Origin of the sequence: Bartonella taylorii 8TBB (assembly GCF_902825155.1) — a bacterium.
GTDB classification, from domain to species: Bacteria; Pseudomonadota; Alphaproteobacteria; order Rhizobiales; family Rhizobiaceae; genus Bartonella; species Bartonella taylorii_A.
The window spans coordinates 173845-186464 of record NZ_CADEAG010000002.1; the positions used below are offsets into that span (position 1 = coordinate 173845).

Consider the following 12620-nt stretch of genomic DNA (forward strand, 5'->3'; position numbering starts at 1 on the left):
CAACATCCTTTTCTTTTATTTTAGGTGTATCGTAACCCATTCTTGACGGTGGTATGTTTCAATGTGTTGTCGACCTTGTTTGACATAAGCTTCCAATACAGAGGCGTGTTGCTCTTCAAGAATTCCAGAGAGTATAAGTGATCCGCCTTTTTGAAGCACTCGCACCATTTCTGGCGCAAGTTCAATGAGTGGATTAGCAAGGATATTGGCAATGATAAGATCAAAGGGCGCACGTGATGCAATTTGATCATGGGTAAAACCTGTTGCTGTAACAGTTGTAATATATTTTTTTACACCATTGAGTTCGGCATTGTGTTGTGCAACTTGAATAGCAATGGGGTCAATATCAGATGCAAGTATAGAAACAGGTTTGAGCATCGCGATGCCAATGGCAAGTACACCGCTACCGGTACCAAGATCAAGAACATTTTGTGGATTTTCGTGTTTCACCACTTTGGCAATCATTTCCAAACAACCTGCTGTTGTTCCATGATGTCCGGTACCAAAAGCTTGATTAGCTTCAATTTCAATAGGAAAAACATTCGGTGGAATGTCGCTTCGGTTATGGCTTCCATGTAAAAAAAAGGGACCAGCACGCACAGGTGTTAGTCCTTTAAGGCTTTGTTTAACCCAATCAATATCGGGTAAAATTTCATGGTTAATTTTATTGGGATCTATAGAAAGGATATTTGAAAAACGTTCTGAGGCATTCTCTAGGCCTTCTTTATCTACATAAAGTGACAGCTCATACATGGCATTTTTCTCATCTACTTCTGCAAGCGCAAGAGGATATCCTTCTTCATCAAAGGCTGTTTCCATAAGAGTATAAAACCGTTCTGCTTCCTCTTTGAAAACAGTACAATACAGACGAATTTGCTGCGACATTTTGTTCTTTCTTTTAACCAGCTTTTTATTTAGTTCGAGACGAGTTTTTTTAGCCGTTCAATGGCGATATCATCTCTTAATTCATTGTCGCTCTCTTTTGCATCATAAGGAATAACACCGGATAGTTTTCCGCCTTTTTTGAGTAAAAAAATCGCTGCTGTGTGGTTATAAGTGTAGTTCCCATCTGTTCCTGGTACTTTTTCAGCAACGATGTTAAAAGAATCTACCATTTTATGAACTTTTTCAGGATCTCCACTGATACCAGTAATTTTATTGTTAAAATTACTGAGATAATCATGAAGTACTTCTGGTGTATCACGTTCAGGGTCAACAGTAACAAACCATACCCCTAATTTATCAGCCTTTGGGCCAAGTGCTGTAAGCCATCGATCAAGATTGATCAGTGTGGTAGGGCAGCTCTCAGGGCACATGGTGAAGCCAAAGAAAATTATTGAGGGTTTGCTTCGAATATCAACTTCGGTGATAGTCTTTCCATTGGAATCAGTGAGTGTAAAATTATCGCCTAAAGGCTTATTTCTCAACGTATCATAAATAAAAATGCCTATAAGAAATATGACTGTCAGCCCCAAGATACGTATTACATTTTTCATAGTTTGACTCTCTTAGATAGATCGGGAAATTGTAACATTGGCTAGTTAACTTTGCAATCTCTGTTTCATGGTTGATTTTGTTTAGTTAGTTGGTATGTTTTGCCATGTTATTTATGGGAAAACAATCGGTAGAAGATGAATGGGCATTGAGAAAGATCTTCGATTCCATGACAGTGAGCCTCGTATTCATACGACAGCACGGCTGCATGGGTGTAAATTGGGACGCTATGTGGAAATCAATGAGCGGGTGGTTTTGCGTGATGTAATGGTTGGAGATTTTTCTTATTTTGAGCGTAACAGTGAAGCTATTTATAGCGATATCGGGCGTTTTTGTTCTATTGCATCTCATGTCTGTTTGAATGCGCTAGAGCATCCTATGGAACGCCTTTCGACGCATAAAATAACATATCGCCCTAACGAATATTTTCGCTATATGCCGTTGGACAGTTCTTTTCGTGAAAGGCGTTGTGCAAAACGTGTTATTGTTGGGCATGATGTATGGATTGGACATGGTGCGGTTATCATGCCTGAGGTGACAATTGGACATGGCGCTATCATTGGTGCTAACGCTGTTATAACAAAAGATGTTTTACCTTATACCATTGTTGCTGGTGTTCCTGCAAAGCTGTTGCGGATGCGTTTTTCTAATCATGTGATACAGATGCTTTTAGAGATGGCTTGGTGGAATTGGCCGCTTGATAAAATTTACAGCGCATTGCCTGATATGCAAAACCTTCCAATCGAGGCTTTTATTTACAAATGGAAGTAATTAAAATAAAATGAAAAAATGTTTTTTGTTAGGAAAGATAATTTCATTAGGCTTTGCTTACAAAATTATCGAGTACACGCTTTTCTCCAGCTTTTTCAAATACAATGGTTAGCTTATGGTTGTCTATTGCTGTGATACGACCATAACCGAATTTTATATGAAAAATTCGATCATTGATTAAAAAATCTGAAGGAGGGTCAGAGACTGATTGGGCAATAACTTTTCCTTCAATGTTTTTTTGTGCACGTTTCCATCCTGATTTGGAATAATCATTATAAAAGGGATTTTGCTGTTTAAAGTGCGATTTTCCATAACCACCATAAGATGTTTCCATTCCTATTAATTCTATATGTTCTGCTGGTAATTCACCTAGAAAACGGGATGGAAGTGCAGGTTGCCAAAATCCATGAATTCTTCGATTGGATACAAACCATATATGCAAATGTTTTTTTGCTCTTGTTAGCCCTACGTAAGCTAGCCGCCGCTCTTCTTCTAAACCTGCACGCCCTCCTTCATCCAATGAGCGCTGATGGGGAAAAAGTCCTTCTTCCCAGCCAGGAAGAAAAACTGTTTCAAATTCAAGCCCTTTGGCTGAATGAAGAGTCATGATGTTGACTGCGTCGGTATTTTCATTGTTTTCAGCATCCATTACTAGTGCAACATGTTCTAAAAAGCTATGAAGGCTTTCAAATTGCTCCATAGAACGGATCATTTCTTTGAGATTTTCTAGCCGTGTTGGTGCTTCTGGTGAGCGATCTTCTAACCACATAGCTGTGTAGCCTGAGTCATCAAGGATTGTTTCGGCAAGTTCTCTATGAGGGGTGTATTGCAGCATATTTTGCCAGCGGCGAAAGTTTTCAATAATGCTTCGCAATGAACTGCGTGCTTTTGGTTTTAGCTCATCCGTTTCAATTATTGCTGTTGCAGCAGAAAAGAGAGGAATAGAGCGTGCACGTGCACTTTCATAAAGGGTGCGTAGGGTTGCGTCTCCCAAGCCGCGTTTAGGCGTGTTGATAATGCGTTCAAAGGCTAAGTCATCTGCTGGTTGAACAACAACGCGTAAATAAGCCATGGCATCACGTATTTCCATTCGTTCATAAAAGCGTGGGCCACCAATGACGCGGTAGTTAAGACCAAGCGTGACAAAGCGATCTTCAAATTCACGCATCTGGAATGATGCGCGCACCAATATAGCTATATGATTTAATGAATGTCCAGCTTGTTGTACACGTTCAATTTCTTCTCCAATTGCACGCGCTTCCTCTCCTGAATCCCATGCTGCATGAATTTTTACTTTTTCTTCTTCTGCATTTATTTGATCAGAAAAAAGTGTTTTTCCAAGTCTTCCTTGATTATGAGAAATGAGATGAGAAGCGGTTTTGAGAATGTGTGATGTTGAGCGATAATTGCGTTCTAAACGAATAATTTTTGCAGGAGAAAAATCTTTTTCAAAACGCAATATATTATCAACTTTAGCACCACGCCACCCGTAAATAGATTGGTCATCATCACCAACACAACAAAGGTTGACATGTTGTTCTTTAGATTGTTGTGCTAAAAGGCGAAGCCAAAGATATTGTGCTGTATTCGTATCTTGATATTCATCCACAAGAATATAGCGAAATTTAGAATGATATTCGCGAAGAATGTCTGGATTATGTTGAAAGATAGAGATAGAATGAAGTAGAAGGTCGCCAAAATCACAGGCATTAAGGCTTTTTAATCTATCCTGATAGCTACGATAAAGTTTGCGTCCCGTACCGTTACCAAAGGAATGAGCATCACTTTCTGAAATGCGTTCTGGTGAAAGCCCTTGATTTTTCCAAGAATCAATCATTATAGCGAGATTTCGTGCGGGCCAACGCTTATCGTCTAACCCTTCAGCTTGAATAAGTTGTTTTAAAAGTCGAAGGACATCATCGCTATCAAGAATTGTAAAGTTGCTTTTTAAACCAACAAGTTCTGCATGGCGGCGCAGGATTTTTGCGCCGGTAGAATGAAAAGTTCCAAGCCAAGGCATACCTTCAACAATTTCACCAATAAGCGCACCAATACGCATTTTCATTTCGCGTGCTGCTTTGTTGGTGAAAGTTACAGCAAGTATTTGCTGAGGAGAGGCAAGTCCAGAGCGTAAAATGTGAGAAATGCGGGTAGTCAAAACGCGTGTTTTTCCAGTACCAGCACCCGCAAGAACTAAGAGAGACCCTTGTGTATTCATCACAGCTTGTCGCTGTTCGGGATTAAGTTGTTCTAAATAATCAGCAGCACATTGTGCAGTATGAGCAACTAACCTAGGGCTATTTTCATGCTTTGGGGGCGGCGATTCATCTTCGAAAAATGGTATGTCATCGAAAAAATTATTCATTATACCTTTTCGTGTAGTATTTTTTTCATCTGAGTGCTAGACCTAAAAAAATATTTTCTTAAAAAAGCCGCAACATCTTCCGTTGAATAAGAAGACAAAGATTATAAAAATAAAACGAGTATTAAAGGCGTTGAGTAAGAACGCTTTGGAGTGCGTAAACGCGTAATGAAGCCGAAAGACTCACTTTTTGTGGTCTTTTGCTGTCAATATCGGTGATAATAAAGGCTAAGGATTTTCCTTTTCTATGTGCTATGGCTTTGAGAACGTCTAGAAATGGTTGCTCTAAAGATACGCTTGTTGTGTGTCCACCAATTCGTACGGATATTTTTCGTGGTACCACTTTTGACCAATCAATAAGATTATTTTCGTGCATTTTTTTACTCTTATTCGTCGTACCATAAACGATTTTGATCAAGAAATTTTTGCGCTTTTAAAGCTTCTTTTTTCTCGAAAAGTTTTTCAGCTTTTGTTCGTCCAAAACGATTGCGATTTTCTTCTGCATGAACAGCTTTTTCTGCACGTTTTTTTTGTTTTCGAAATTGGCGAAGGTTAATCGGTTCAGTCATGAGATATTTATTTTTTTCTAAAAGAATCTAATGAGACAACATCAGCACTTTGTTTTGCATCATTGTTTGAAGTTTCCTGACTTGTACTGGAATCTTGTTCTTTTATAAGCGTATTTTCTTTTTTTTGTTTGTCCGATAGAATGATAGGTGTGGATGATGTATTTTCTGAGTTTTTACTCTCTCTAAGGTTAAGATTTGAAGGAAGATCAAATGCTGCTTCAAATGATGCTACAGGGTCATAAAATACTTGGATAGAAGTAAAAGGAATCACGAGTTTTTCACTAATTTCTCTAAAGGATAGTGTTACTTCGAAGGCATTTTCCGAAACACTTAAGTCTCTAAACTGATGTTGTAATACGATTGTCATTTGCTCTGGGTAACGACTTTTAAGCCGAGGAGAGATTTTTACGCCTGGGGCATTTGTCAAAAAAGTAATAAAAAAATGGTGATTTCCTGGAAGCCCTGCTTTAGCAACTTCCGATAAAACTTTACGGATAACTCCACGAAGCGCATCCTGAACGAGAATATCGTAACGGATTTGATCTTGAATCATCGAATATTCCTTTTATTTCACGCAGAAGATGAGCGTGCATAATATTGTGCAATAGAATGTATTTTAAAGCTAGCAATATTTTGTCTACGATGCATCTAAATTAACCGAAAATAATATGAAATTTTATGAAAAATAATATCTGATAGATCAATCAATAATATTAATAAAAGTGAAGGCTTCTGTTGCCAGGTGCCTTCGAACCCCGCTTAAACCTGCGACGGTTTAAGGCTTAATTTGAAGCATTCACACCACCTTAAGCGGCGAGACGTGCTTCCGCATAGTTGTCATTTGCAACTACTCATTTAGTCCGATAACGGTGGTACCATGCCGAGTAAAAGAGCGATCTTTACGCCTTTGTCGATCCTATTTCGCCCCCATCAAAATATAACCAATAGAGAGTATACTTTGGTGGAGGCGCCGGGTACCGCCCCCGGGTCCAATAGGTTTATTTCACCGTCCATTTATTACCATAGCTGGCAAGCCAGCTCTTTAAATATAGATGAAGAACAGCCTTTCGGAAAGGGGGGGTTGTTAATATTTTAAATCCTCTAATTATTTATAAGCTATATTTAGATGTGGCTGCCAAAATACAGCCGCTAATTCTTGGAGAGGAGATGTCGCAGAATGACAAATGATCTAGCAGATATTAAATTATATGATCCAAATCCTGATGAAGCTGCCATAGAACGGCTAAGACAGCGTTTGGCTTTGGTGATGCAAAAGCAGGATGCATCATTGGTTGCTACATCAGATCCAAAAGAGCTAGAACGCGTTGAAAAATGGGTTCAAGATGTATTAGTTGCCGATGCGCAGAGCGCTAAAACAGTTGTTTCAAAAGTTGCAGATATGATGTCTGGAGAGCGTAGGAAAAGTCGTATGACTTTTTATTATTTGGTCGCTAAACAATTAAACGCACTTCATAAAATTTAAACAGTATCAAAATTAAATTTTTATACAATTATTACAAAAAAAGCCCAAGTACTTGGGCTTTTTCGTTTCATGTGGGAAGTTTTAATGGGGCTCATCCTCTTGAAGATATCCCCCCTTACTCATATCCGGTATAAAAAGAGTGGCTATGAATGCAATGATCATCACGCCGGTTACGTAAAAATAAAAGAGTGATTCATGTCCTATATTTTTTAATCCAAGTGCTACGTATTCAGCAGAACCACCAAATAATGCATTACCAATAGCATGAGAGAGACCAACTCCTAGTGCTCGCACTGAAGAGGGAAACATTGCTGATTTTACGACACCAGAGATAGATGTATACATGCTCATAATACAGAGTATTCCAATAATGGTTGATAGCGCAATCCATGTATTATCCGTGTGGCCGATTATGAGAAGTCCAGGAATCGTAAAGAGAGTAGAGAGTGCACTCCAAATGATAAGTAAATTTTTTGTCCCAATTTTATCAGCTAGAATACCAAATACGGGTTGAAGTAATATGAAAATAAAGAGTGCAGCAGTCATTATGGTTGTCGCGGTATGTTTATCAAAACCGGTAGTTGTGATCAGATATTTCTGCATATATGTCGTACAGGTGTAAAATGTGAGAGATCCTCCAGAGGCGAAGAGAGCAATAACAAAAAAAGCTTTTGTGTGTTTGCTTAGAAGCTCTTTAAGACTCCCAGTTTGTTTTTGAGAGCGGCTTTCTTTAGTGGTTGTTTCATGAAGCGAACGACGTAGATAAAGTATAACTACTGCTGCTAATCCACCAATCGCAAAAGGAATACGCCAGCCCCATGTTCTTAATTGGTCTTCCGTTAGATAAAGTGCCAAAATAAATATAATAAAACTGCCTAAAAGTTGACCAGTAATAAGTGTGGTAGATTGGAAAGAAGCAAAGAGACCGCGATGATTTTTAAGGGAAACTTCGCTTATATAAGTTGCAGCTGTACCATATTCACCACCTGCTGAAAGTCCCTGCATCATTCGAAGTAAAAGCAGAAGAATTGCTGCTGTTATTCCAATAGTTTCATAGGTGGGAAGTATAGAGATGAGAAAAGAGCCACCACACATCATAAAAATAGATATGAGCATTGAGCGTTTGCGTCCATAACGATCAGCAATAAAGCCAAAAAGCCAACTTCCAATTGGGCGCATAAGAAAACCAATAAAGAAGATTCCTGCAGTTTTTAAAAATTGGGTAACAACATCTCCATCTGAAGGGAAAAATTGTGGTGCAAAGTAAATCGATGCAAATGAGTAAATGTAAAAATCATACCACTCTACCAGATTACCTAATGCGCTGGATATGATAGCAAAAACACGTTTTCTTGTATCATGTTGTATTAAAGTTGTTTCATTTTTCATGAAGCGCTCCCCTTTTAGATCTATAGTTTATTTTTTTCTATTTAAAGTTGTTTACGATTTGTATTATCAAAATTCAATTGTATAATGATAATTTCTTGTGAAAGTTCTGTGAGACGGTTTAATTGGGCTAACTGTTTATGCCTTTTGAAACCTATATTTTTGTAGGTGGATAAAAGTTATCAAATCGGATTTCAAGAGAGACAATACCTTGAAAGATAGGTTCAAGATGTCTTTGGTACGGATGAATGGAATGCAAAAATAGCAGCTTCAAAAGTTGCAGAGGTGATGTCTGGTGATTATGGAAAAAGCCCAATTTCTCAGGCTTTTTTATTTCATATAGAAATTTTAATGGATTTCATCATCTTTAAGATATCCTCCTTTGTCTATATCTGGCATCAAGAGAATTGAGATGAGTGCAATGATCATCATACCAACTATATAAAAGAAGAAGACAGTTTCATATCCCATACTTTTTAATCCAAATGCTACAGTTTCAGCAGAACCGCCAAATAGTGCATTCCCAATGGCAAAAGCAAGTCCAACGCCGATTGCTCGGATTGAAACAGGGAATAGTTCTGCTTTTATGATACCTGCGATAGATGTATAAAAACTCATAATACAGAGCATTCCAACAATAATTAAGAGTGCAACCCATGTATTATTAGTGCTACCAATTACGTTCAGTGCAGGAATTGTACAGATAATGGATAAGGTACTCCACATGATGAGAGAAGCTCTTGCTCCAATTTTATCGGCTAGAGAACCAAATAGGGGCTGTAGTAACACGAAAATAAGGAGTGCAGCAGTCATTATTGTTGTGCTAGTGTGTTTATCAAATCCGGTGGTGGTGATCAGATATTTTTGCATATAAGTGGTATAGGTATAAAATGTGAGCGACCCTCCCACTGTAAAGCCAATAACCAAAAAGAAAGCTTTTTTGTGGTTGTGTAAAAGTTCTATAATACTACCAGCGTGTTTTTTAGAACGACTTTCTTCTGTGGTTGTTTCATGGAGTGAACGACGTAGGTAAATTGCAACTATTGCTCCAAAGCCACCAATTAAAAAAGGAATACGCCAGCCCCATGCTTTTAACTGATCTTCGTTAAGATAAAGTGCTAAAATGAATATAGTGAGGCTGGCGAGAAGTTGACCTGTGATCGTTGTAGCATACTGGAAGGAAGCAAAGAGACCGCGACGATTTTTAAGAGCCACTTCACTCATATAAGTTGCTGTTGTACCATATTCACCGCCAACTGAAAGTCCTTGAAACATACGAATTAAAAGTAGAAGGAATGCTGCTGTCGCTCCAATAGTTTCGTAGGTAGGAAGTATGGCAATGAGAAATGAGCCCCCACACATCATAAAAACAGAAATAAGCATTGAGCGTTTACGTCCATAACGGTCAGCAATGAAGCCAAAGAACCATGCTCCAATCGGGCGCATAAGAAAGCCAACAAAAAAGATTCCTGCGATTTTTAACAACTGCGTAACGGGATCTTTATCTGTAGGAAAGAATTGCGAAGCAAAATAAATCGACGTAAATGAGTAAGCGTAAAAATCATACCATTCTACGAGATTTCCTGATGCACTGGCTATGATAGCAAAAATACGTTTCCTTGTATCATGTGGTGCTAAAGTTGTTTCGTTTTTCACAAAATACCCCCCTTTTTAGATCTATAGTTTATTTTTTCTATTTAAAGTTGTTTACGATTTGTATCATCAAAATTCAATTGTATAATGATAATTTTTTGTAAAAGTTCTTTGATACGGCTTAATTGGGTTAACTGTTCATGCTTTTTGGATTCTTTATTGGTAGTAGGATGAAAAAATATAATCTTCATAAGAAGCTTTATTTTGCTTAATTGGACTGTATTTTTGTGATTTTCCCTTAGAGGAGGAAAAGTTTGTGTGATTAAAAAAACTGTTATTTTTGTTGCTTCATTATGAATTTAGCTAAACATCAATGCATATAATGGCGTTATTGGGGGGATTATGCAATACTTGGCATTTAACGACAAATTTGCCCTATTTTAAGATATTGATTTATAATGGATAGGGATTTTTGTTTTTCTTGAGTGTGATTTACTGTGCACATACATGGTGTGATAATTCACAATCTGCGCATTCACCCCTGAAAGTACTGTTGCTCCTCATTTTCTTTCACGCTTGTATTGTTGAAAAACGGAGAATTTCAAAATGAGGTAGGTGCGGTTTTTGTCATGGAAAGAAATAATTTTCGATAAAGGTTGCTTATTACTGGATAATAATTTCTTTCTTAATTTTAAGTGTACTGAATTTTGTAGAAGAATAATGTACTCACAATATGGTGAGAGAGTGTACTTTTTGCAGTTTATGTCAAAGAAAAGTATGTGATTTCGTTTATGGTACTAGATATGGAGATATAACAGATTGTAAATACTGAATTCACATGGTTATCACAATCAAAAGCCCTATTAGGGCTTTTGATTTAGCATAGAAGGTTTTAATGGATTCCATCACCTTGAAGATAGCCCTTTTTTCGGGCATCGGGCATCAGGAGAACTGCAATAAATGCAATTATCATCATGCCGGTTATATAAAAATAGAAGAGTGATTCATATTCCATATTTTTTAATCCAAGTGCTACGTATTCGGCTGATCCGCCAAATAATGCATTAGCAATGGCATAGGAGAGTCCAACTCCCATTGCACGTACTGAAGCAGGAAACATTTCCGCTTTTACGATACCAGCGATGGATGTATAAAAACTCATAATACAGAGCATTCCGATAATGATTAAAAGTGCAATCGCTGTATCGTTAGCGTTAGCAATCATTCTGAGCCCAGGAATCGTAAAGATAATAGATAAAGCACTCCACATGAGGAGTGAAGTTTTTGTGCCAATTTTATCAGCTAGAAAGCCAAATACAGGTTGAAGTAACATAAAAACGAAAAGAGCAGCGGTCATTATGGTTGTGGCTGTATGTTTATCAAATCCGGTAGTCGTGATCAGATACTTTTGCATATAAGTGGTATAGGTATAAAATGTGAGTGATCCTCCAGCTGTAAAGCCAACAACCAGAAAGAAAGCTTTTCTGTGATTGCGTAGAAGCTCTATAAGACTACCAGCCTGCTTTTTAGAACGACTTTCTTCTGTGGTTGTTTCATGAAGCGAACTGCGGACATAAATTGCAACAATTGCTCCTAATCCACCGATTACAAAAGGAATACGCCATCCCCATGCTTTTAACTGATCTTCTGTGAGATAAAACGCCAGAATAAATATAACAAAGCTGGCTAAAAGTTGCCCACCAATCAGCGTAGTGTATTGAAAAGAGCTAAAGAATCCACGGCGATTTTTGAGGGCAACTTCACTCATATAAGTTGCTGTAGTGCCATATTCACCGCCGACAGAAAGTCCCTGAAGCATTCGAAGTAAAAGTAAAAGAACTGCTGCTGTTGCTCCAATAGTTTCATAGGTAGGAAGTACGGCGATGAGGAATGAGCCGCCGCACATCATAAAAACAGAAATAAGCATTGAGCGTTTGCGTCCATAACGATCAGCAATGTATCCGAAAATCCATGCTCCAATAGGACGCATAAGAAAGCCAATAAAAAAGATTCCTGCTGTTTTTAACAGTGGCGTAACAACGTCATCATTAGAAGGAAAAAATTGTGATGCAAAATAAATGGACGTAAATGAGTAAACATAAAAATCATACCATTCTACGAGATTTCCTGATGCACTGGCTATGATAGCAAAGATACGTTTCCTTGTATCATGTGGCGCTAAAGTTGTTTTACTTTTCATGAAGTATTCCCCTTTTAGATCTATGGTTTGTTTTTTCTATTTAGAGTTGTTTGCGATTTGTATCTTATATCATAAAAAGATTAATTCTACAGCGATAATTTTTTATGAGAACTATTTAAGACCTATGATTTTGCTTGTAAAGTCGTGTCTTTCTAGGGTTTTATTTCAGTCAGGGAGAAGAGTTATAATATTAATAGGAAAGCTATTTTTAGTTTTTATTACTTGTTTAATAATATTAATCCTTTTCAGATAAAAATATATAAAAATACAGTGTTTTTGTGGTAAAATCATATTTTAATTTCTTTAGAGTATAAGAAATTCATGTGGTTAATAAAAATATCATTTTATTGTAAGTTGAGATAAATATAGATTCATATAAAGTGTAATACTTTTTCATTTATGTAATTTCTATTGTTTTATAAACTGACATTATTATAAGAATTTGTGAAATACTTGGTGTTTATTGATAAATTTGCAATATTTTAAGAATCTGACTTATAATACGTTTTTCAGAGGAAACAAGGTTTTTTTCTTGAGGGAGGCTTATTATGCATATCCATGTTGTGGTGATCCACAATCTACACGTCTACAGCTGAAAGTGTTATTGTTGTTCATTTTCCTTTCCACTTAACTACTGTTGCAAAAAGAATTTTTCAAAATGAGGAAGATGCAGTTTTTGTTATAGAAGGGAGTAATTTTCAATAAAAGTTAATTATTATTGAAAAAACTCCTTTTTTCTTCGATTTTAATAAAAAGAGTGAA

At 37.2% G+C, this 12620-nt stretch carries 12 protein-coding genes and 1 other RNA gene; 2 read left to right on the plus strand and 11 right to left on the minus strand.

All coding sequences use genetic code 11. The annotated features are described in order from the left end of the window. Nucleotides 1-15 precede the first annotated feature (15 nt). Nucleotides 16-885, minus strand: coding sequence for a 50S ribosomal protein L11 methyltransferase (locus tag J7R13_RS02905; RefSeq protein ID WP_208437399.1), 870 nt, complete (start codon nt 883-885; stop codon nt 16-18). Nucleotides 886-914: 29 nt separating this feature from the next. After that, nucleotides 915-1496: an SCO family protein gene (locus J7R13_RS02910; protein ID WP_004859436.1), complete on the minus strand. Its 582-nt coding sequence runs from the start codon at nt 1494-1496 to the stop codon at nt 915-917. Between the two features lie 139 nt (nt 1497-1635). Between J7R13_RS02910 and J7R13_RS02915 the strand changes: the two genes are divergently transcribed. Next, nucleotides 1636-2265 (plus strand): LbetaH domain-containing protein, encoded by a 630-nt coding sequence (locus tag J7R13_RS02915; RefSeq protein WP_208437400.1) that lies wholly within the window; start codon nt 1636-1638, stop codon nt 2263-2265. Nucleotides 2266-2311: 46 nt separating this feature from the next. Here J7R13_RS02915 and J7R13_RS02920 read toward each other — a convergent pair whose 3' ends face one another. From J7R13_RS02920 to ssrA, 5 genes are all read right to left on the minus strand, one after another. Next, nucleotides 2312-4630, minus strand: a complete 2319-nt coding sequence (locus J7R13_RS02920; protein WP_208437401.1) for an ATP-dependent helicase — start codon at nt 4628-4630, stop codon at nt 2312-2314. A gap of 121 nt (nt 4631-4751) precedes the next feature. Beyond that, nucleotides 4752-5003: a ribbon-helix-helix domain-containing protein gene (locus tag J7R13_RS02925; RefSeq protein ID WP_208434024.1), complete on the minus strand. Its 252-nt coding sequence runs from the start codon at nt 5001-5003 to the stop codon at nt 4752-4754. Nucleotides 5004-5013: 10 nt separating this feature from the next. Then, entirely contained in the window at nt 5014-5196 is a 183-nt protein-coding gene (locus J7R13_RS02930) for a DUF4169 family protein (RefSeq protein WP_004859422.1), read from the minus strand. A gap of 7 nt (nt 5197-5203) precedes the next feature. Continuing rightward, nucleotides 5204-5749, minus strand: a complete 546-nt coding sequence (locus J7R13_RS02935) for an SspB family protein (RefSeq protein WP_208437402.1) — start codon at nt 5747-5749, stop codon at nt 5204-5206. A gap of 168 nt (nt 5750-5917) precedes the next feature. Further along, nucleotides 5918-6274, minus strand: a transfer-messenger RNA (tmRNA) gene (gene ssrA / locus J7R13_RS02940). Between the two features lie 99 nt (nt 6275-6373). Between ssrA and J7R13_RS02945 the strand changes: the two genes are divergently transcribed. Next, nucleotides 6374-6679 carry a DUF2853 family protein gene (locus J7R13_RS02945; protein ID WP_208437403.1) on the plus strand — a complete coding sequence of 102 codons (306 nt, stop codon included), beginning with the start codon at nt 6374-6376 and terminating at the stop codon, nt 6677-6679. Nucleotides 6680-6760: 81 nt separating this feature from the next. On the opposite strand, the gene J7R13_RS02950 is transcribed toward J7R13_RS02945, so the two are convergent. The 4 genes from J7R13_RS02950 to J7R13_RS02965 form a co-directional block, all read right to left on the minus strand. Further along, nucleotides 6761-8068: an MFS family transporter gene (locus J7R13_RS02950; protein ID WP_208437404.1), complete on the minus strand. Its 1308-nt coding sequence runs from the start codon at nt 8066-8068 to the stop codon at nt 6761-6763. 345 nt (nt 8069-8413) lie between these two features. After that, complete coding sequence (locus J7R13_RS02955; protein ID WP_208437405.1) at nt 8414-9721, minus strand: MFS family transporter; 1308 nt, start codon at nt 9719-9721, stop codon at nt 8414-8416. A gap of 41 nt (nt 9722-9762) precedes the next feature. Continuing rightward, nucleotides 9763-9909: a hypothetical protein gene (locus J7R13_RS02960; RefSeq protein WP_208437406.1), complete on the minus strand. Its 147-nt coding sequence runs from the start codon at nt 9907-9909 to the stop codon at nt 9763-9765. Between the two features lie 641 nt (nt 9910-10550). Next, nucleotides 10551-11858 carry an MFS family transporter gene (locus tag J7R13_RS02965; RefSeq protein ID WP_208437407.1) on the minus strand — a complete coding sequence of 436 codons (1308 nt, stop codon included), beginning with the start codon at nt 11856-11858 and terminating at the stop codon, nt 10551-10553. Nucleotides 11859-12620: the final 762 nt, after the last annotated feature.